This is a genomic window from Lysinibacillus sphaericus OT4b.31 (assembly GCF_000392615.1).
Taxonomy (GTDB): domain Bacteria; phylum Bacillota; class Bacilli; order Bacillales_A; family Planococcaceae; genus Lysinibacillus; species Lysinibacillus sphaericus_B.
The window spans coordinates 3,881,851-3,904,647 of record NZ_KB933398.1 but is presented as its reverse complement, the minus strand read 5'-3'; the positions used below and the strand labels follow the sequence as shown (position 1 = coordinate 3,904,647).

General features: G+C 31.4%; 17 protein-coding genes and 1 pseudogene. 12 read left to right on the top strand and 6 right to left on the bottom strand.

Features of this window, described 5'->3' with window-relative positions:
* Positions 1–5: 5 nt before the first annotated feature.
* From H131_RS18005 to H131_RS17975, 7 genes are all read left to right on the top strand, one after another.
* Positions 6–845, top strand: coding sequence for a heteromeric transposase endonuclease subunit TnsA (locus tag H131_RS18005; RefSeq protein ID WP_010860567.1), 840 nt, complete (start codon positions 6–8; stop codon positions 843–845).
* The gene (locus tag H131_RS18000) at positions 842–2,986 is read left to right on the top strand and encodes a Mu transposase C-terminal domain-containing protein (protein ID WP_010860566.1); all 2,145 of its coding nucleotides are present in this window, start codon (positions 842–844) and stop codon (positions 2,984–2,986) included. Before H131_RS18005 ends, H131_RS18000 begins: the two co-directional genes overlap by 4 nt.
* Positions 2,961–4,652 (top strand): ATP-binding protein, encoded by a 1,692-nt coding sequence (locus tag H131_RS17995; protein WP_010860565.1) that lies wholly within the window; start codon positions 2,961–2,963, stop codon positions 4,650–4,652. The genes H131_RS18000 and H131_RS17995 overlap by 26 nt, the downstream gene beginning before the upstream one ends.
* Positions 4,653–4,754: 102 nt before the next feature.
* Positions 4,755–6,602 carry a TnsD family Tn7-like transposition protein gene (locus H131_RS17990; protein WP_010860564.1) on the top strand — a complete coding sequence of 616 codons (1,848 nt, stop codon included), beginning with the start codon at positions 4,755–4,757 and terminating at the stop codon, positions 6,600–6,602.
* Positions 6,583–8,109, top strand: coding sequence for a Tn7-like element transposition protein TnsE (locus tag H131_RS17985; RefSeq protein WP_010860563.1), 1,527 nt, complete (start codon positions 6,583–6,585; stop codon positions 8,107–8,109). Before H131_RS17990 ends, H131_RS17985 begins: the two co-directional genes overlap by 20 nt.
* Before the next feature lie 430 nt (positions 8,110–8,539).
* Positions 8,540–9,721, top strand: a complete 1,182-nt coding sequence (locus H131_RS17980; RefSeq protein WP_010860562.1) for an AAA family ATPase — start codon at positions 8,540–8,542, stop codon at positions 9,719–9,721.
* A gap of 13 nt (positions 9,722–9,734) precedes the next feature.
* The gene (locus H131_RS17975) at positions 9,735–12,032 is read left to right on the top strand and encodes a S8 family peptidase (protein WP_010860561.1); all 2,298 of its coding nucleotides are present in this window, start codon (positions 9,735–9,737) and stop codon (positions 12,030–12,032) included.
* Between the two features lie 54 nt (positions 12,033–12,086).
* On the opposite strand, the gene H131_RS17970 is transcribed toward H131_RS17975, so the two are convergent.
* Positions 12,087–12,371 (bottom strand): hypothetical protein, encoded by a 285-nt coding sequence (locus H131_RS17970; protein WP_010860560.1) that lies wholly within the window; start codon positions 12,369–12,371, stop codon positions 12,087–12,089.
* A gap of 630 nt (positions 12,372–13,001) precedes the next feature.
* Between H131_RS17970 and H131_RS17965 the strand changes: the two genes are divergently transcribed.
* Together H131_RS17965 and H131_RS17960 are read left to right on the top strand one after the other, a co-directional pair.
* On the top strand, positions 13,002–14,096 hold the full coding sequence (locus H131_RS17965; protein WP_010860559.1) for a GAF domain-containing protein: 1,095 nt from the start codon (positions 13,002–13,004) through the stop codon (positions 14,094–14,096).
* A 5-nt stretch (positions 14,097–14,101) separates the two neighbouring features.
* On the top strand, positions 14,102–14,281 hold the full coding sequence (locus H131_RS17960; protein ID WP_036130786.1) for a hypothetical protein: 180 nt from the start codon (positions 14,102–14,104) through the stop codon (positions 14,279–14,281).
* Between the two features lie 72 nt (positions 14,282–14,353).
* On the opposite strand, the gene H131_RS17955 is transcribed toward H131_RS17960, so the two are convergent.
* Both H131_RS17955 and H131_RS17950 read right to left on the bottom strand, forming a co-directional pair.
* On the bottom strand, positions 14,354–15,022 hold the full coding sequence (locus tag H131_RS17955; protein ID WP_010860558.1) for a hypothetical protein: 669 nt from the start codon (positions 15,020–15,022) through the stop codon (positions 14,354–14,356).
* 899 nt (positions 15,023–15,921) lie between these two features.
* Positions 15,922–16,557, bottom strand: coding sequence for a hypothetical protein (locus tag H131_RS17950; RefSeq protein WP_010860557.1), 636 nt, complete (start codon positions 16,555–16,557; stop codon positions 15,922–15,924).
* Positions 16,558–16,698: 141 nt separating this feature from the next.
* Between H131_RS17950 and H131_RS17945 the strand changes: the two genes are divergently transcribed.
* Together H131_RS17945 and H131_RS17940 are read left to right on the top strand one after the other, a co-directional pair.
* Positions 16,699–17,169 (top strand): hypothetical protein, encoded by a 471-nt coding sequence (locus H131_RS17945; protein ID WP_010860556.1) that lies wholly within the window; start codon positions 16,699–16,701, stop codon positions 17,167–17,169.
* 343 nt (positions 17,170–17,512) lie between these two features.
* Positions 17,513–17,746, top strand: a complete 234-nt coding sequence (locus tag H131_RS17940; protein WP_010860555.1) for a TIR domain-containing protein — start codon at positions 17,513–17,515, stop codon at positions 17,744–17,746.
* Positions 17,747–18,067: 321 nt separating this feature from the next.
* Here H131_RS17940 and H131_RS23915 read toward each other — a convergent pair.
* The 3 genes and pseudogenes from H131_RS23915 to H131_RS17930 all read right to left on the bottom strand — a co-directional run.
* A pseudogene (locus H131_RS23915) lies at positions 18,068–18,202 on the bottom strand (ATP-binding protein); the annotation flags it as partial.
* Between the two features lie 162 nt (positions 18,203–18,364).
* Positions 18,365–19,477: a hypothetical protein gene (locus H131_RS17935; protein WP_010860553.1), complete on the bottom strand. Its 1,113-nt coding sequence runs from the start codon at positions 19,475–19,477 to the stop codon at positions 18,365–18,367.
* A 44-nt stretch (positions 19,478–19,521) separates the two neighbouring features.
* On the bottom strand, positions 19,522–20,340 hold the full coding sequence (locus H131_RS17930; RefSeq protein WP_010860552.1) for a C39 family peptidase: 819 nt from the start codon (positions 20,338–20,340) through the stop codon (positions 19,522–19,524).
* Positions 20,341–22,126: 1,786 nt separating this feature from the next.
* Between H131_RS17930 and H131_RS23195 the strand changes: the two genes are divergently transcribed.
* Positions 22,127–22,642: a hypothetical protein gene (locus H131_RS23195; protein WP_329600456.1), complete on the top strand. Its 516-nt coding sequence runs from the start codon at positions 22,127–22,129 to the stop codon at positions 22,640–22,642.
* The last annotated feature ends 155 nt before the right edge of the window (positions 22,643–22,797 follow it).

The window sequence follows — 22,797 nt, the reverse complement described above, 5'->3', positions numbered from 1 at the left end:
ACTTTATGTCCAAACGCAAACGAATAACATCAATAGATAAGAAACTAAAAGCAGGTCATGGACAAGGAATTGGTGTGAATTATAAGCCTTGGTTAGTTATTCAGGATGTTTCGTCACTTGGTCGTTCAACTCGTTTAAAAGGTATTAAAATCCCTCGACAATATGAGTTCTTATCAGATCTGGAACGAAACTACTTTTATTTATTGGAATATTCCAATTTAGTAGTGGATATTCGTGAACAATACCCACTACTCCCGATTGAAGAAACAATTATTATTGCGGATGAATTAGGTATTAAACATCCAGTGCATCCGCAAACGCAAGAACCAATTGTGATGACAACGGATTTTCTTGTGACAAAGCTTAAGAGTGGGCAGCTTGTAAATGTCGCAAGAACGCTTAAATATAAAGAGGATTTGATGAACGAGCGTGTAATTGAAAAGTTTGAAATCGAACGTGAATATTGGGAACGTAAAGGTATTGATTGGGGAATTGTAACCGAGCTTGAAGTACCAAAAGAAATGGCACTTAATATTTCTTTTGTACATGCCTATGCAGATTTAAGTTATATTGAGGGTTTTCAAGATATTTCGCAAGCTGATTTAGATACATTCAGTGTGTATTTAATTACACAGCTATTTTCAAATGAAATGACAGTAAGGGAGGCAGCAATTCAATTAGAAAAGGTCTTTGATTTACCAATAGGAAGTGGATTATCACTATATAAGCATCTAATCATTACGAAAGCAATTGAAGTAGATTTGATGACTAAGCTAAATGTGAATCAGATTATTGAAATCAAATCGATTCGTAAAGATTACTCAGAGAAAGTGAGAGTAATATGATTTTTTACAACCAAGTATATCAATACATGAATAAAGAGAATAAAAATCGTATTCGTATCATTGAAATTGATGATCCAATTGTTTATTATGTCGAGCTGCATGGAGATACGGCTATGCCTAAAAAAACGGATATAGCTACATTGGAGGCAGAGATAGAAGCGGAAATTTTATTGGCTATATCAGATCCATATATGGTTGGGTATGATGATAAAAATTTAACACCTAAACAAATCGAAAAGCGCGATGAAGACTGGCGTGTTGTCGTTGAAACTTGGGGTAATTATAAATTGCAGTTGCTCGAAAAAAAATCACGAGAACAGATGTTAAGTACCATAGCAACCGATTTTAATTTGACCAATTTAAAAGTAAAACGTATTTATACTCGCTTTTGGCAACGTGGATTAAATAAAAATGCTGTGTTACCAGATTATATTTACTCAGGTGGTAGAGGTAAAGAGCGTGATTTATCGAATGCAAAGGTAGGTAGACCCAGAGTATATGCTTTGTTTGATGAAACAAAACAGGGAATTAATATTACGGATGATGTGAAGAAACAATTTAATCATGTCATCAAAAAGTATTACCGTAAGAAAGAGAAAATAATGTTAACGGAAACATATGACTATTTATTACGTGAATTTTACTCTGATAAATATACCGAGGAAGGTGTATTAAAATACAAAGTATGGGATGCATCCCGTATACCTTCGTACAATCAATTTTACTATTGGTTTAAGAAGTATGAAAATCCACAATTAGATATTTCATTGCGTAAAAGCGCAAAAGAATTTGATTTAAAACACAGACCGATTTTAAGTAACTCTACTTTAGAAACAGATGGACCAGGTACTCGATTCCAAATCGATGCAACGGTTGCTGATATTTATTTAGTGAGCTCTTTCGATCGGTCTTTAATTATTGGTCGCCCTATTGTTTATGGTGTAATTGATGTGTATTCTCGAATGTTTACAGGTTTGTATGTCGGTTTAGAGGGACCTTCATGGGCTGGAGCTATGATGGCATTAGATAATATGGCGACTAATAAAGCATCATATTGTGCGGAGTATGGAATCGAAATAGATGAGTCGCAATGGCCAGCCAACCATTTACCTGAAATTATTATTGCAGATAGGGGAGAATTTGAAGGTTATGCAGTAGGAAGTTTGATTAATAATTTCAATGTTAAAATCGAAAACACATCTGCTTATCGCGGAGATTTAAAGGGTATTATTGAACGGCAGTTTGGCACCATCAATGGGAAGATTAAACGGAAAACACCAGGGGCTATTCAAAAGGAATATCGCGATCGGGATTACCGATTAGATGCTAGCTTAAATTTAAATGAGTTTATTAAAATTGTAATCCATCTGATTTTGCAACACAATCAAAAAATTGTTGAGAAGTATCCTCTGGAGAAAGGCATGATTACAAGCGGTCTAATTGCTACGCCGATTAATATTTGGAATTGGGGTATTGAGAATAAGAAGGGACGCTTGCAAATAATTACTGATAAAAATATCTTTAGGCTTAATCTATTACCGAAAGGAAAAGCACGTGTTACGAGAGCAGGCCTTAAATTTAAAGGTTTATTTTATGGTTCTGAAAAGGCAATTAATGAGCAATGGTACGTGAAGTTGAAAAATAAGAGTATTGATATTGTTTATGATCCTAGAGCAATGGAACAAATTTATATATCCCATACAGATGGTCGAAATTTCGATTCCTGTTTTCTTTTAGATACGAGCGCACAGTACAAGGGTGATTCATTAGAGGAAATAGAGTTTTACCAACAGCTTTTACAAGAAGTAAAAGCGGAGGAACGTAATAAGCAACAAGAAAATATTATCAATACAGATGCAGAAATTGAAGCAATTGTTAAGAAGGCTATAAGTGAAAAGAAAACAGTTTCTACAAATAAATCGAAGTCTGAAAGGATTCGAGATATTAAAGTAACTCGTGCAGCTGAGAAACAATTAAATCGAGAAGATGAGAAATTTGATTTAGTTGATAAACCTGAAATGCCGGCAACGCAAGTCGTAAAGTTTCCTATGAAAACTGACGAGCCACCTAAAAAATCTAGCTCTCGTCTTATGGAAAAATTAAAGAGGAAGCGAGATGAGGAATTTGGAAAAGATGAATAATGTCGTCTTAAAAGGAGATATGGAAGAAGCAAGTTATAAGACTCAAATGCTTACTGAATATGCTCATAATCCTTTTATTGAAGCCCTACCGCCAATCTTTGATGAAGATGATGTGTTGGATCGTTTTATGGTGACGCCACGTATTAGTGAACAAGATAAGAAGAGTGCAGCGAATATTCGTTATCATGTTTTAAAACGTGTGAAAAACTTCATTCAGCCGTTGCCAATCCATTTTGAAGTAGAGCGTCGCTTATCAACTTTGATTCGTCGTGGTTATTTAGCCCGTAATCCGTTAGATAAATCATTCCTTGAACGGATTCGAATATTGCATCACTTACGTGAGGATGAAGAGCAAGCACATCAATATATTGATGAACGCTTAAACCATATTCGTTCAACAGCAGATAGTCTATCGATTATTGGCATCTCAGGTATCGGTAAAACAACCGCAATTGAACGTTTGTTGTTAATGTATCCTCAAGCCATTAAGCATGAATTGTATGAAGGACAGCCATTTAATCGCACACAAATCGTTTGGCTTAAAATAGATTGTCCGTATGACGGTAGTTTATCGACCTTATGTAAAAGTTTTTTCAAAGCAATTGATGATTTATTAGGTACACGTTATTTAGAGAAATTCGGTTATTTAAATCGTGTTACTTCAACAATGTTATTACACATGACATCACTAGCGAGTATGTACGGGATTGGCGTTCTTGTCATTGATGAAATTCAGCATTTACTTCATTCAAAAAATGACCAGGAAGAAATGCTAAATTTCTTTGTGACTTTATCAAACACAGTAGGCATACCAACAGTATTAATTGGTACCTCGAAAGCACAACAACTTTTTAAAGGGAACTTCCGACAAGCTCGTCGTGCAGCAAGTGATGGTTCAATTATATGGGATCGTATGGTAGAAGATAGTGAAGAGTGGGAATTCTTCTTAGAAACTCTATGGGCATTTCAATGTTTAAAGATTCATTCGGAACTAACAGAAGAGTTGAAAAAAACATTTTATGAGGAATGCCAAGGAATTACTTCGGTAGCAGTTAACTTGTTCATTTTAGCTCAAGAAAGAGCTTTATTTGATGAAGAAAATGGAGAAGAAAGAATTACAGCTAAAGTAATAAAGAAAACAGCAAGAGAAGATATGAAAATTATCCAACCAATGATGAATGCATTACGTAAAAATGACTTGAAAGCAATGTATAAGTATGAGGATATTATGATTAACCTAGATGACCTTATGATCAATCATAAGAAGAATACTGAATATGAGGGTAAAGTCAAGGAAGCTATGAAAGAGCGTCAAAATACTCTTCAATACAAGCGACTAGAGATAACGGAAAATCTTAGCTATGAGATTGCTTCATTAGGGATTTTCGATGTTTTGAACCCAAATGATATAAGAGAGTTGGTCTCCAAAGTTGTAGATAACCAACCAATTGAAAGTGAATATAACAATTTAAAGTTAGAAGCTATACAGAATGCAATGACTTTAAATCATAAGAAAAAAGAACAGAAATTAAACCCTACACCTAAAAGTGATTTATTACCTTTATTAATGCTAAGAGCAAAAGCGTTAGAAAGAAAAAAACATCCTTATGAATTATTAAAAGTAAATGGAAATATAAAACCATTTTTAAAAGAGTTTAATAATTGATTTATAATATTTAATTCAAAACTAATGGTAATATCTCATGTTTAAAAAACTAGTTATATCGACAGAATAGCAATAAGTCGAGTATTCCTAGGAGGACATTAGATGTTACCGTTTTTTACAAATCCTTATCCAAATGAATTAATCTATTCAGCCATTGCCCGGTATCATTTTTATAGTGGCAATATTGATTGTAAAGATACGTTGGAAGAATTGTTTGACAATCGTTCTGTGATACCGAGTGCAGGGATTGGTAGCTATTTTTCTGTTTTAGCAGAAAAACTAGGTGCTCAATATTCTGTAGAATCGCTATTGGCTAACCACACAATTTATCCTTATTATGCTTCATTTTTGTCGAAGCAGCGTCAACAAGAAATATTAAATGATGTAAAAGATGATGGTAAGGCACTTTATACAAGGCTAGGAATGGTCGCTGGAGGCATTTGTAATAAAAGCGGTATCTATTATTGTGCTATTTGTGCAAAATCAGATACAGAACAATTTGGAGAGCCCTATATTCATCGGGAGCATCAACTACAAGGAATAGATTATTGTCCCCACCATGAAGTTCTATTAAGAGAATACCCCGTAATCAATGATAGTCGCATTGAGTATATTCGTTTCGAATTAAACCATATGAATTTATCAGATTTATATGAAATTGATCCACATAAAGAAATGTCAATATATTTAGCAAAGCAGGCCTACAAATTGCTCCATATACCGTTGCACTCACTTTCAAGGGAAGACATTAATTCTAAATATAAAACATTGTTACGAGAACATAACTTAATAACAGCTTCGGATCGGGTTCGTCAGCATGAGTTGTATCAAGCTTTTAAAACTACATTTTCAAGTAACTTTTTAAAATGCTATCAAAGTGAGTTAAGTGAGGAAGATGAATATAATTGGTTAAAGGTATTAACCCGTAATATGAAGCGTCACGTACATCCATTTCGTCATTTGCTCTTTCTTTATTTTTTAAAGCACGATATAGAGGAACTCGTTGTGCTTACAAAAGACATAGGTGCTTTTGGAAAAGGGCCATTTCCCTGTTTAAATAAGGCAGCATCGCATTACCAGCAACTAATAATTCAAAATGTGGAAGTGACTAGAGACTATAAATCCAAAAATTTGATTGGTACATTTGCATGTTCATGTGGTTTTATTTATGCAAGAAAACATACAACAGATATGTTTGAAATAGGTCGAGTAAAAGCGTTTGGTAAGGTATGGATAAAAAAATTAAATATTTTAGCAAAAGAAAAATGGAGCATTCGTGCGATGGCGAAAATATTAGGTGTAGATTCTAAAACGATTAAACAGAATTTAAATGGAAATGTCGAATTAAAACAAATAATAGAAAGTAATGAATACGACTTTGATAAATTAGACCAATACAAACAAGAATTGCTAAGAAAAGTTCACCAGAATCAAAATCTGTCTCGTACATCATTGAGAAAAAAATTGGGGAAACAATATATATATTTATATTATTATGATAGTAGTTATTTAGAAAGTGTGCTACCTCAAGTACAGCTAAGAAATAAACCGACAACATCTGTAAATTGGCCAAAGCGAGATCAGCAATATGAGCAGCAAATAAAAAGACTGCATCAGCAACTACTACAAGAACTAAAACCAATTAGGATAACAAAATCTATTTTAGGGAGGAGATTGGGTATATTAGCGAACTTAGAACGTCATTTAGATAAGCTGCCAAATACAAATAAATTATTAAATGACATTACTGAGTCTGTTCAAGAATTTCAATTACGTCGTTGTTATAAGATTATTGACGAATTAATTAATCAGAACATCGTAATTGTTTTATGGCGTATACAACGAATTGCAGCGATTAAATCACATCATTTTCATAAGATTAAGCCTCAATTAGAACATTATATAGAAATGAAGCAGGAAGTGAGAAACGATGCGCGAACGACAAGTTAAATTAAATAACTGGCCTTTTAAAAAGGGAGAGAAAGTACAATTAATTTGGATTAGCTCTCCTTTTCAATATGAAAAGAAAATAATGATTTATGCATACTTTAGAGTCAGGGAGAAAACAGAAAAATTAATAGTCGATTGGGGTACGCTTCCTGCGTTATCTATCCAACATTATTATATTGACGGAGATATAAGTAAAAGTATTCTACCAAAAGGTATGGAAGAGATAGAACTCACTATTAACCCAAATAATGTTAATAAGTATGAGAAGGAATGGGTAGTACAAGGGACTAATGATAAAGATGTTTCAAGAAGCTTTATTGTAAAGCAAGGAAAAAGTAGCTATATTCTTCCGTTAATTGAAGTCGTTCGTAGCATTTTAGCTCCAAACAGATTTTTACTGTATAGACTTTTCGAAGCCAACTCATTACCTCAATATTTTATAGAAAACTATGAGAATAATAAAATTCATTTGGATTTTTCATCGCAGTATCATCGAAAATACACACAATCGAATTATTTGTATCAACTTGTATGGCTGGTTACAAATCAACATTTAAGAAGTGTATTTGAGAATGTGGCATATACTTTTAACAACGTGGGCGTTTTAAACTTTGATTGGTCATTTAAACAACCAATTACTATTAAAGCGATAGTGAAACCGAATATAAAGGGGGGTACTATTTTACGAGTTGTGAGTGTGAAAAACAAGCAAATCTTTTATAGAGAAATTTCATTTAGTCACCCTGAAGTAGTTAGAATGGAGAAGTCTAGGGAAGTTAAAAAATATACATTACATAATAAGAAAAATCTAAATGATCAGCAAGATGAACTATTGTTAGATGAAGAAATAGAAGGAACTACAGATAATTTTGATGTCATTGAAATGGACAATCAAATGCATGAATATATTAAGTTGCCTAAAATTTCAAAAGTCCGTAAAAACTCTAATAAAAAGCGTGAATTTGAAGATGAAAGTACCAAGAAGCGATTAATAAATGACGAAAGTAAGCGATCTACAGCAGATATAGGGGGAAATCAAGTTATAAAAGGATTAGAGCAGCAATCATTACTAAATATTCAAATTGATGGTGAATTGGGTGAGTTTATAAAAGTAATGGTAGTGTTGCAGGATTTTCCTGAAGTCCAATCTATAAATTTAATTCAAGGTAGTTTAAAGGAGTTTTCAAGTACTAGGCGATTTGTTTATTTAAGTGATGGTGTGACGGAAAGGAAGTATGTAATTGCTGAGATAAAAATATTTGGTAAAGATGTTAGTGTAATTGAAGTTGAGAGAGAACATAAGTCGATTTCGACATTGATAATTTTTTTAGAGAATACACTTACTAAATTTGTTTTATATAAAAGCATACTTGAAAAATTAATCAATGTAAGTGGGGCTTGGGATAAACAATGGATGGAATATAATAATTTAGAATTTTTTACATTGAGGCATGGGAATAGAGATGTTAGACATAGAGCAAATTTAATTATAAATAAGTTTAAATAAATTTTTACACTATCAATATTTTTGAAATGTAATTTTTAAAATAAAACTGAACTCCATACCTAATTATAAGAATTTTGGTTAAATCATCACTTTCAGTAGGTAGTAGGTAGAATAATATTTTTTATTAAACTGTGCTCCAAGTGCTAAGGACTGACTAATAAGCCCAAATTCATAAATTATGAGGATCAATAAACTTTTAACTGTTGGAAGTTTGTTGAGTTTTTATTTGATTTTGAAGGAGATATAAAATAAAATAAATAATAAGAACATAAGTTCTTATTATTTATTATTATGTTTAAATATAGCTCTGTTTATAATTAGTATCTAAATAAACGTTGTCCGGCATTGTCCGAGATATTTGAATAAAAACTATTTATATATGGTATAATCTAAGGTATTATAATGAATTTGTCCGAAAGGAGGGGTTTTTATGCGTGGAGATAATATTGTTGATTTAATCAAATATCATTATGAAAATAATGATCAAAAGTTTGAAGAAATAACTGAACAAATTATTAGTGACGAGCAACAAAAAGGCAATATAAAATTGGCTGAAAAAATTTTAAATGTGTATAAAAAATTACCCCCAAAAAAAATAGAAAATGAAAAATTCTTGGAACATAGAGAAAGTTATAGTTATGGCCCATCTTCTGGGCTGGTAATGAAAGATAATTCTAAAGTTAGTAATAAATTTATTTCTCCAAAAGATAAATCATCAAATAATGATCTATTTGAAATAATAGATCCTGGCAAATTTATTTCTGAAGAATTGATTCTGTCAGAAGGTATTCAAATGAAATTAGAAGAGATTACATTGGAATATAAAAATAGGGAAATATTAAGGACACTGAATCTGAAGTCTGAAAATAGATTATTGTTATGTGGACCTCCAGGATGTGGAAAAACAACTACGGCGTATTTTATCTCATATATTTTAAACTTGCCGTTAGCCTATGTTAGATTAGATGCATTGATAACTTCTTTACTTGGTCAGACTGGGACAAATCTGAGGAAAATTTTTGATTCCGTTAATAATCAAGAAATTGTTTTATTTTTAGACGAATTTGATGCTATAGCTAAAAAAAGAGAAGATAATAATGAGCTGGGTGAGTTAAAGCGAGTGGTTAATACTCTTTTGCAAAATATAGATTTACTTCCAGATAATGTTTTTCTTGTAGCTGCAACAAATCATGAAGACTTGTTAGATAGAGCAGTTTGGAGACGCTTTAATACCGTAATGTACCTAGATTTACCTGATAATGATTTAAGAGAAGCATATATAAGACAGTTGTTGTTAAAGTATAAAAATCATCTTAAGTTAGACGTGGATGAGGCGAAAATCGCAAAATTATGTAAGGGATTTAGTTTTGCTGACATTCAAGAAGTATTAAATAAAGCTATAAAAAAATGTTTAATACACAATAAAAAGGAAAAAATAACTACAAAAGACCTAATAGAGTCTTTAAATAATAAAATTTTCTTGTATAATAAAAAGGGAAATATTGACTTGGAAAAAATTAAAGAATTAAGAGAGCGCGGTTTAAATCTACGAGAGATATCAGAAATCACATCAATTGCTCGTTCAACTTTATCTGATTGGTTGAATAAGTAAGGAGGGAATTGAAATGAGTAATAATGAAGATTTTCCATTAGATAAACCAAGAGATAATAATGAAGAAGGAAAAAAGTCACATTTCTTAATACCAGATAGTGAAGTGAAAAAAATAGATTATGATCCAACCTCTAGACAAACACCAAGAGACATAAATCATTTGGAGCATGGTAAGGAATTAAGTGAAGGGCTCTCAACTATTAAGAGAAAAAGAAGTAATATTAGTACCCCTATAAAAGATGAAGTAATTATTTTTAAAGTTGAATTAAATAAAAATGACAAGGTTGATGCAAGAGGGGGGTATGAAAGGCTTTTTCTAAGTAATAATTTACAAGTCAATGCAATCCAAAAATCTAATGTTGCTATAGTTTCATCTACACCGATAGATTTTGATCGGTTTGAAGTGAAATTAAGCCGATATGTCGAGAGTCAAGGACGCGATTCGGATTTTTTTCAATATATAGATAAGATTGGAGTAGTCGATAAAGAAGATAAACAGTCATCTGATTTAACAGATGAAATAGAAAAAGATGGCTTCAAAAAAGATGTACAGATAACATTAGTCCCTAATTTGCAAAAGGGTATTTATAATAAAATGTTAGATTATTTAAGGGAAGAATTGAAGAAAGTGGATGGAGAATTAATTGATGAACCTTTCTTTTTATCTGATGAGACTCCTGTTTTAAGAGCTTTTTTACCTTCTAGTGGTATTGATTTACTTTCTGATCAAGAAATAATTTATAGAATGGAGTTAACTCCATTTTATACATCTGAAAGTAGTAAAAGAACAGAGAAAACGGATATTCGTAACATACCGTTAAGATATGAAAATGGCAATGAGGATTTACCGATAATTTGCATACTAGATGATGGAATTAGACTGCCGAGTAACCTTGATGAATGTGTTGCGGGTTATTGGGTTGCAGATGGTATAACTGATTTTACTGCCGAACATGGAACGAAAGTTGCTAGTAGGGCAATATTTGGAGATAATTTGGATAAAAGTGTTTTAGAAAATGGAGTACTTTGTCCTAAAGTTAGAGTGATTGATGCGGTAATAAGTGATGGATTAAGTATGATTCCTGAACCCGTATTAATCGAAAGAATTAGAAAAGCTGTAGAGACAATAAAAGATACTACAAAAATATTCAATCTTTCATTTAATAGCAGACGCCCCATTAAGGATGAAAAAATTAGTAATCTTGCTTATGAATTAGATTGCTTGATGGAGAAATATGGAGTTGTTTTTGTAGTACCAACAGGTAACCATAGTCTTTGGCAAACATATGATAATTTGACTGATATAATAGATGATGAAGAAGCTAGAATTTCGGCACCTGGAGAGAGTTTTTTAGGTTTGACTGTTGGCTCAATAACACGTGAAAATCATCCATTGAGTATTTCGGGAGCTGAAGAATTATCTCCTTTTAGCAGAGTAGGGCTTGGTTTTTGTGGTACATCCAAACCTGATTTGACATACCCAGGTGGGAATATTTTCATAAATGAGAATAAACATTTTATTGCTGGAAATTCTGCTGCATACGTAATTAATAAAGATGGATATTTAGAAGCTGAATTTGGAACTAGTTTTTCAGCTCCTATAGCGGCAGCGGATCTTGCTATATTATCACAAGATATTCCTCAAAAAAATCCAATGGTTGCTAAAGCGCTATTATTACATCATGCAGAGCTCTCCACGTCAATGTTTAACTTACAAATAAATCAACAAGAAGATGTATGTGAACAATTGTATGGCAAAGGTGTGGGAAATAGTTACAACTCCAAGTATTCGCAATCTGGAAGGGCAACATTTATAAGGGCCGGAAAAATGTCGAGGTTGGTTAAGGAAAGAGTTCAATTCTATATGCCTACTACAATTTCTATGTATTCTAAGAGAAAAGCGAGTATTGCAAATGTTAAAGTAACTTGTTTGTGCTTGCCTCCTGTGAATTCAAATAAAGGATATGAATATTTAAGAGCTTATATAGATACCTCTTTTCACTGTATCAACTCAAATGGCACTGAAGTAACTAGAAATCCTCAGAATAAACAGGGGAGAGAAAAATGGCATAACATACATCATTTTTCGCAAGTATTTTCAACATTTAATCCAGGTGATTGGCAGATTTGGTTGCAGTTGTTTTCAAAACCAGAGATTGCAAATGACGCAGAAATTGAATATGTGTTGATAGTAACTATTGAAGATTTATCAGGCAATAATGCTGATATCTATGGAGGAATTGAAACAGAGGCTTTTGGAAGATTCCATGTACTTAATGAAGTTAGCGAAGAAGTTGAGGTTGAAGGATAATAAAAACATACAAAGAGCTATTACAGGCTCTTTGTATGTTTTTAGTTAAGAGTTTTAGGATTTTTTCTTTTTTAATTGTAGTTTTACGCCTGCTTCTCCTGAGAGACCAACAAATAATCTTGTAATCCCATTAGTTTGAGCAGCACCTTTTACATGGACTTCAATAGTATCTAGTTCATAGCCTGTGTATTGGTTAGCAAATTCCGAGATAGCACTAGGGCTAATTGGAACTTGTTCTTCTAATACTGTACCAGTTGATGGACCATATGCTTCTTCGACTGTTTCTTCATGTGTTTGTATTTTTGGCATCATTAGAATAATTTTTTCATCATTGCTCATAGAAATATACTCCTTAAATAAATTTAACATTATTATAATAATGTTAAATTTATTATTTTTCCTAATGTTATAGACAACAATGAATGTACAATTTGGAGATTACTTTAGCGATTTTGATCAAACTTCAATCTTTATTATAAAGCTACAATATTTTGGGTATGAGCTTAAATTAAATTGTACTGGATGTACTTGTACTGTTGATGAATTTGGCCTTCAATAGATTGTTGATGAATCAGGATTACCCAAGGGATAGGAAAGGAAGATGTTTATTGTTTGCACACCTTTTGAACAATCTTTTTTTAAAATGTAAGGGTTTCTTCTATAATAAAATCAACGTCTGCAGCATTCTTTTAATCAAATTTTATTCCAAACCAACATTAGATGCCTTTTATTCTCTATTTGCTAGTTGAATGAGGATATAGAAATTAGATTACAGTCTCATTTTGCCCCTTTAAAATTCTATCTAAAGGGGCATTTTTTCTGGTGAATATTGTATAGCGTTATCACGTTTTCTATTATTTTACGATTGTACCAAAAGTACTTAATTAAAATACTATTATTCGGTATAATTTACTATGATAAATGGCATTTCTGTAATGTTTTATAAAAAACGTCAAGGAGTGATGTATTTTGAGTAATCAATACGCAGATTCTAAAAATACAATGTTAGAAGAAAGTAGTACAACTACAAATGACGACAAAAAGAATCCAGAAGTTAATCCACAGGAACAACAATTAGCAAAAGAAGAGCCACTATCTAAGAAAAAGTTATTTCTTTGTTATGGAGTTGCATTAGTTTTATTTATGATTCTTTTTAACACATTCTTACCAACAATGAGTGAATGGATATCAATCGCTTTATTTAAGTTAAATCTAATTGAAAATGTGGATAATTTTAATAAGTGGGAATTATTTAGTGCTATAGGATTTGTATATTTAGGTTATCGTATTGTACGATTTATTGGTAACACGTGGAGAATTAATGAAAAAATAGAAATCGGAACAGCAGTAACAAGCTTCCCCAATCCCTTTTATGATCCAGCTTTTAAAAAGAAGGCCTCAGATTTAGATACTAGTTATAGAGAACTCATTGTAGACTATAATAAAAATTTGGCATTACTAAAAGAAGCAGGTGAACACCAAACGGGACTAATAGATAGTTTAGATCAATTAGAGGTACGATTACGAATATTAATGCGTCATAATAAAAATGCTACTAGGGTAGTTAGATCACTAAATTATTCGTATTATAAAGACTCAGAGCTTCCCCTCGATACGGGGCTAAAATTGATTTTGGAAGAATGTATAACAATTTTAGAAAAAGACCAAAGTGATAAATCCATCTCTTTATTTAAAGTAGAAGGAGACCAATTGAAAATTGCTTCCAGCGTTAGGATTAACTTTGAATCAGTTGATAAAAGGGTATTTAACAAAGGAGTTGGTTTTGCAGGTTATATTTGGGAAAAAAACAAAGCAGAAATTATTAACAATATAGAAGAAAAGGATTCAAGGTTTGAAGATGGTGGACTACCTGCTACAAAAATCGGTTCAATCTTGGGATATCCACTCGCTATTGATAATCAAGTTGTTGGGGTTCTATGTTTACAATCAGAAAGTGAAGAAGGCTTTATAGAATCAGACCTATTAACAGTTGAATTTTATGTTAGATGTTGTACACTTTTAATGATACATGATAAAATTAAGTCAACAAAAGCAGCGGGGTGAAAATTATGGGAGCAATGAATAGAAAAATTAAACCCACTGGTTCTAAAGAAATTGATCAAATTTTAATGCAGGCTTACAAAAGAATTGAAGACAGTCAAGCAGTACTTGGAAAAATTGATAGAGCAGTAACTAAAAAGAACAAAATGACAGGAAAGAAAAGATTTTTTTCTTTATTTTCTAGATAAGATAAATGTGAAACGAGCAGCTTTTTATAAGGTGCTCGTTTTTTATAGTCAAAAAAAGTAAGAGCAGAACTGCTATTCCACTACCGATTGGTCTTTAGCAAAAGAGGAGCAGGTTCTCCATAGTTCATCTAGTTGCCCTTTGTCGCCGTTTCCGCCACAGATATGCTCACATTTCATTAGATTAAACTCGAGCCCATCATTATAAAACACATGAATATCTTCACTTTTGGTAATACTATTATATTTTCCTACTATGTAATATACAAAATCTTTACCTTTACAAATGAATGTTGTTACAGGATTACCATCTGTGCCATAACTATTTTTGTAAGTATCAATAGTTTTACCCATTTCTACGAAATTATCTATTATGATTTTAAACACTATGTGGTACTCCTCAGAATCAACATCATTAGGCGGGAATGAACTACCAACTCGTTCTATAGTAACTCGTCGATTTATTATTTTCCAAATTAAATCTTTTAAAACAATTTTCCTAGTCCAAATATGTGGTAATACCATCTCTTCACCATACTCATGTTGTATAGCACGTTCTATAGATTCTATCCAATTATTTTCTTTTGCTTCTTTATATTCAACTGCTTTCATGAACGTTGTAACTGCTCTTTTGTCCAAAGATTGATGTTTTTCTATTAATCGATACTTTTGCAGCACACTCCTAAATTGCTCAATTGTTCCTCTTTTTTGACCAGTAAGCTCCATTATTTCGTCCACTGTCAACCTTAATCATCTCCTAATCGCATTAGACTCCAATCAGACGTTCTCTCTGATTACCTCCGATTGTACTCCGATAAGATTTTTCTGTCAACTGTAGATTTGAAATAAAATTGCGATTAAAAAATCGCGATGAAAAACTCCTCTAGATTTTAGTTGTCTAAAGGGGTGTTTTATAACTACAGAAAAGTCAGTTTTATAAAAACGAAGAGTTTTAATCAATCTTTTTTATAAAAAATTTGTTCAAACAAAACTAAACCAACTTATTTTGCTCAATCTTTGTTCTAAACACGTGGGTTTCTTCTATATTAAAAACCAACCTTTTCAGAGCATTTTTAATCAAACTTTATTATAAAGCTACACGTAACCAAGGTAGAACGTAATATGATTTGGTTGGAACCAAGATTGAATTGTAAGGTTCAGTATCTCGAAAAAACGAGCTCAGGTTCATTAAGAACAGTTTCATTTAAAGGGTTTAATTATGATATAGTTCCAGAAGAACATATTTTATGAGGGCTTTATTGAGTGGCTTACAATCGGGGAATTACGGCCGAACTATCGGCACTACATTATTTGTTTTGGCAATCGCACAATTTATTGACTCTGCAGAGAGTCTTTTTTTGTTTAAACATAGAGTACCAAAAAATAATTAAATTATGGGGGCAAACCAATTTTACTGTAAAATCCTTTAGTAAATAACCGACGGGTGAACTTTCTTTAGGCATAGAGAAAGTTGTAGCTTTGAAATAAAGTTGCGATGTTTATAAAATAGATACATCAAACTTTTATTTTAAAGCAACAACAATAAAAAATAGTAGTACAAACTTTTTACTAGTTTGTACTACTAATGTTGCTTGTTTTTCAAATATGCTATTAATAATGAAAACCTATATACTCAAGTACTATCAATCTTTATACATTAATTCAGTATACGTATCACCAATTGGCGTTGCAGTTTCAGTAATATAAGTATTGATTACTGTTCCCACAGGATTTTTCACTACATTTTTTACTTTGTGATATATAACATCTTTTCTAACACCTACACGGACATATTTATTAGGGTACTGTGATTCATAAGTTTTTGTAGCAGTAAGACTATGCGAAAATGAGATACCAAACGTTGACGCGCCATTAGCATAGGAGCCGTTTATACTCCAAGTTATACCACCAGCTATTGATACGCTTTTAACTTTATCCCAACCAGGTGTTGCAGGATGGTAACCAATGAAAGCTCTTGAAACTGTATATTTTTCAAGTGTTGTCTGGGTTGTCTGATTACACGTAGCACTTATGTTGTCATTCTGATAAGATTGATAATCTTCTTCTGATTCAAATAAAATCGTGCCCCCATCTTCTGTAGGTGTGCTATATTGAGTTTCAGTTGGTGAACCTAACTCCTCTTGTGGTTGTAATTCTGAATTAGGTAAATCATCTCTGTCGGCTGCACTTGCTACAAGGCTACTGTAACTTAAAACTAAAAATAATGCAGAAATAAATAGTAAAACCTTAAAAATTTTATTACTTACTTTAGATGTCATTTTTTGACAACCTCCCCTTTTTTTGTATTACAAATACTAGTGTATTATAAATAGTAATATTTGTATATACTGGTTTTTTTTATTGTATACTGTGTTAGTGGATACTGTTAAAAAAATTGCAAGAAGAAAGGTGGAAAAAGAATGGCGAAAAAAGGGTTGTCTATTTTGGTTTTTCTTGGATTATTCATTATGATAACAGCTTGTAGCAACAGTAGTGTGGATAACGAAGTGATAAATCCCGATAGTATTATTTCAGAAACTATGAAATTTAAAAATTTAAAGGTATTAGAGCTTGACACTAAGCACGATGACAATAAAAAGGTACTTGACGTATTTGGAGTTGATCTAAAGGATGGTGTTTATGCTTATGACCAAGATAAGTATAAAACATATATTCTAATAAATTCCGATAATAGGAACTATTCCGATTTCTCTTTTAGATTAGATAATGAAAAGAAAATTCTTACCCTTTCCTATACAACTTTAGAAGGAAGTACAACAAATAAAAAAAGGCTATTCCTTATCGAAAGTAAACAAAAGAATCAGTATGAGGAAATAAAACTATTGAATAATGATAATGAGGATGGATTTTTGGGAGTGTATACTAAATAAATAAGGATGTTGAAGAAGGAGCTTTAAAACAATCAATCTTTATTATAAAAAACAGTTCTTAAAAATAGAAGAAAGCTATCGTTTTGATCAATCTTTATTCAAAACGATAGCTTTTTGTATGCGATGAAATTTAGCTTTAATCGTGTTTTTTTATCAAACTTTATTCCAAAGCTACATTTGTGAGTTATAACTAATACTGTCACAATTTATAATTATATTTGTCATAAATATATAAGATGATGTGACATCCAAAATAAACCTTGATACAGTGTAGTCGTTGCTGTATCAGGGTTTTTGTTTTTCTTAGAATGTTTTTTAATTATTAGATACAAAACATATACCGTTGAATATAACAGCAAAAATTATAATTAATGTTGTCACTTTATCAGTTTTAAATATAAAGGGAGAAAATGATGGTGAAGATTTAAGTGATTTCAAAGATGAAACAATTTGGACAAAACTAAGAGATGAAATTTTTGACAGTAGTCTTACAATCGTTTTAATTTCTTCAAATATGAAAGAGTTTTTTACAAGTGAAGAAGACCAATTGTCTGAACACAACTTAATCGTACCCTAGAGTTGGATGGAATTATCTGAAGTTAAGCTGAAAATACTGGTGTCTGCACACAACTCAATCATGACGCACACAACATAGTCCTGATGCAAGAAACATTTGTGAAAAAAGAGGTTTATTAACTGTTATCAACAGTAAATAAACCTCTTTTTTAATATCACAGTTTACAGAAAAACTTCTATATAATTTTCCTTTATAAGAATTTAATTGTACTTGAGGGTTAAACCTATTTTACATCAATAAGAACTTCTCCGGACACTTTTGTAATTGGACTCTAGATATATGGGATATAAATATTTCTCAGATTCCAAAAAATCATCTATATTAGTTTATTGGTAAAAACAATTCAACAGTCGTCCCTGTTCCCTCTTGACTTGTAATTTTAATTACGCCTTTATACAGTTTCATAATACTATTCGCAATGATTAGTCCTAAACCAAAACCTTCTTTTTTAGGATATTTTTGATAAAATAATCTTAAGGAAAGGCAGGGTTAATTTTTACTATATCATTTCCAGTTATAAGTAATTTTCTTTCTTTTTTGGACTTTTAAGGGGAGAAATTGAGTTTTCACAAAATTTTAAAAGAATAAGGCCATCCCCGATTGGGAATGGCCAAATTTTTAATTAGAGAGTTCACTTTGGATAATTAATTTGCTTTTACGTTTTTCATCTGAAAGGTCTTGATTAATAATATAGATATCATTTTCCGCAGAAAACCTGTAAATGTCAGGTGTCTCCAATTCGCTATTTTCAACCAGTAAATTGTTCTCTAGCTTAAATTTTATCAAATATTCATCGTTATAAGAAAAAAACACTTGATTATTAAAATCTGTGTAAAGAGCATTTACATTTAATACATCCGAAACAACTTCTTGCGTATGTTTATTAGAAACATTATAAAAAAGAAGCTTTCGTTTATCAACTTTAGATTCACTAGGGTCATTAAAGGTTAGATAAATAAGTTGTTGGCCATTTAGCATACTTGCCCAACCAATCAATTCATAATCAGTTTTTAATTCTTTGATTTCTTTACTTTTCACATCGTATAAATATAGATAACCAACATTATTTTTTTTATCAGTAAATAATATTTTCCCATCCTTTGCAGATAAGAACATATTCATAAAAGTATAGGTATTTAAATCAAATATACTTTCAGTTTCATTTGTTTTTAGATTTTTTAACATAACTTTCGGCTTGCTTGTCCTACTATCTATTGATATCCAAGCAGCATAGTCTTCTACAAGTACAGGAAAAGCATTATTGATATTTGGATCATTTTCTTGTGTTAATGGTTGTATTTCATTCGTATTTAAATTCATTGAATATGCATTTTTCTGTGACCCGGTTTCATCAGAATCAACCCAGACTAACCAATTATCATTCAGTTCTAGACCTTGGACAGACGGCAATTTAAATTTGCTGTTAAATATAGTTTTATATTTCTGAGTTTTTCTATTATATTGAATGATTTTATTATCTAGACCGGATGAACTCTTATGATCTGCACTCATAAAAATTGAGTTAGCGTTACCTCTAAAAGAAGTTATCCTAGAAAAAGGAACATCTACTGTTTTATTAAAATCTTCATCAACTATTTGATAGTTTTCAAGAGTCTCATTTTCTTCAGCATTGTTATTGTTTTCATTATTTTGAACTGCTTTAGGAATAACTAGTAGAATGATAACTAAGCTGACAATTAATCCGAGTGCTACTAATGCTTTTTTTTTCAAAATAATCTCCCCAAATAAACCTAGTTATTTAATTTTGTTCTATTTTACCAAATCATTGCAGGGTTAGCACCATCAGCTTTATATGTAGCTTTTGCAATACCTTTGCCAGTTGTAGTATTATCTGTTGCTTTTCCGATAGATGTCCAATATGTCCCAGTTCCTGTGAATTCTGTATGGTGATTTGGATCTACAACTCTTAGAGTCTGACCGGATTCATTGTATCCACTTATTGTTACATAATGACGGTAATTTGTACCTTTATATTGTTCAATCCATTCAGTTTCTGTTAATAAGATTGGTGCTGTTTTTTGATTCTTTAAGCTATCAGTAATACGTGAAATAAACGTATTTGCAGGATTAGCAGAGTCAGTAAGATTACCTACTATATAGGGGTTTGAACTAAAACCATATACATTTTTATATTGATTTAAACCGTTTCTAAGATTTGTAGATTGTGTCCCCCCTTTGTTTGGTAGAGTACCAATAGTGACACCAAAGTTATCCTGGGATGGTAAACTATCATTGCTCTTACTTTTTTCTTTGTGGAAACTTAAGGCTTGTCTTCCTGCCGCTGGGCCACAAAAATTGGAATACGCTTGCTTATTGTAGGTAACTGGTATTGTATAATATGCGGAAGCACGCGCTAAACCTTGTTTTTGTTCTTGTTTTTCTCTTTCGGCAATTTCTAAATCTCTTTGTTTCGCCAATCCATCATAATATTCTTTGTTTTCCATATAATCTATATCTACATTCGAAACACCATTAACATTTTCTTCTTCTGAAGCCGCCTTAGAATTTTCAGGTAATGCACCAATACTCATCGTCAGTAAAAATAAAGCGCTTAAAACATATTTTTTTTTCATTTTTTATCCTCTATTCTTTTTATTATGTTTTCGATTCTAAAATTTGGTAAAAACATCTCGTAATGCAATGAATATAAAAGCTTTAAAACTTCTATTTTTGAGTATGTAATAGCATTCGAAAATAAATTTATTTAGGGTTAGTGTTGTATTTTTGTAACAGAATTTTACTGACATAAATATAAACTACCACCTTTTAATCTCGTTCATTTATAAAATACTATGTACTTACCAAAATAATAATAATTTTTATGCTATAGCAAAATTACTTACTCTCGAGTTAATTCTAGATTAGCATAATTATTACCAAATCTTCAATAAGTTTTTTACAAAAGAATACTTTTATACATCAATAAATCCTATTTTGGTAAAAAATGATATACTAGTAAAATATGAACTATTTAGTCATTTTGTTAAAGTGTGTATATTGGACCTAAGTGAGTGGACTTTAAAGTAACAAGGGGTGATGATAGAACCTTTCAATATTATTCTGGAAGTAGACGCCATGGGAAAAGTCCATATTGGAAGTTATCTTAAGGTAAATTGGGACAGTTCAGTAATAAATGTAGGTAACATTATTAATAATTCATAATTTAAGCTTATCAAATTTACCAGGCAGTAAATTCTAGTTTTTAATTCCCGTAAATTTTTCCATAAAGGGATACAAGGTACAACAGGATCTGGTTTAATGGAGGTTTTCCTTTCTAGTCATGAGGCAGTTGCAGACCACGACCTTCTTGGAACTGCAATTAAATATAGTCGATAATTATAAACGATAATCTTATTCAACTAACGTTTTATTTTGACTGGATGCAATAGATTCCTAACCGATACTCTTAGTCAACCAGAAGGCAAAGTGATTGTGAATGGGGAACAATATACAATAATTCTAAGTGATGTATAAAACATTCTTCCGATATAAATGAAATAGCTGAAATGTTCGATACACTAGAAGTTGAAAAAGTACTTTATTTAAATTTGAAATTGATAAAAACCCTTCTTCAATTACGGTGACTAAGCTATATGAAGATGGTAACTAATCTTGTTGAAATGAAAGATAATGAAATTACGATACTATCTGAAAGTGGATATTATATTTATATTGTTTCCAGTATTTGTTTTTGTTTATTATCAGTAAATTATATCCATTAAATTCCTCATTTCTAAATGATTATGGGTATTCGTAACAAGTGGTGGAATACCCTATTTCACAATTATTGATTATTACGTAATTTTTAAAAAATGTGCAGTAATCAATGGTTTCTCTTAAATTAGCATTATATTTTTTCATTAGTCCATCCTATTATTTCAATCACCGAGTACAGACAAATTACGCAGAACCATAAAAGTGGTTCCGAGATAAATCTCATAAACATATCTTTCATCAAGCAATCCCTCCTTGAGACTTACTCGTAGATGACTTATTGGCCTTGACGAATAGATATCAGATCGTTTTGGCAAAGAAAAAGTAATATTATTGGCCATTCTTATAGTGTGTCCTATTCAGTTACATTAATTCCTTTTTCCTTCTTCGACTATCCTGCAACGTTAGTTTAAGTAAAGTTTTTCACAAGGTAAACTTCAAGTATCATTAATAAATCACCTCAAAAAATAATTACAGAGGTGATTTTTATCAGACTTTATTAAACAATAAATCTTTTTCACAAAGCTACAATAATTCGTCTTCAACAATAGTAAATAAATTAGGACCACATATTAAACACGTCTCGGATTAGTAGGATGTAGTGAAAAAACAACCAATGAAGAAGCACAAAAAGATGAAAAACCGATTGCTGAAATACCAATAGAGGATGCATCAAACAAAGAAACATTATCATTAGGTGTTAATGAAGATGGTAAAGTAACTGAAGAAGAGTATAAACAAATTAAATTGGGTATGACACCCGAAGAGGTATTTAATATTATTGGGTCAAAGGGAACAGTAGTTTCTAAAAGTGGCACTGATGGTGATTCGCATAATACCGTTATATATAAATTTGAAACAGATGGCGACTCGTCGGGTTCTGAAATGACATTCGAGGGTGAAAAACTAAGTTATAAAGCACAAATCGGATTAAAAACATCTGATATTGAAATAAACCTTGAGCAATTAAATAAGCTTGAAAAAGGTATGTCAAAAGAAAGAGCATTTGAGATTCTTGGTGGTAAAGGTGCACTCGTTGCTGAATCTGAGGTTTTAGAAATTTACAGTTATAACAACAACCCAACTTCAGATGCCGATGTAACGTTAAAGTTTATTGAGGGTAAATTTAAGTCAACCTGTGAACTAAAAGGTTCTATGTAAGGCATCTTAGTGCTTAATACCTTAATCGCATTTTATACAATTGTTGTTCAACAAAACCAGCCAATAGTTGTCAACTTTTTTTAATAAAAATATTAAAATATCATGTTATACTAAATTTGTGCTTACCAAATAACCGTCCAAATATTGTATTTGGA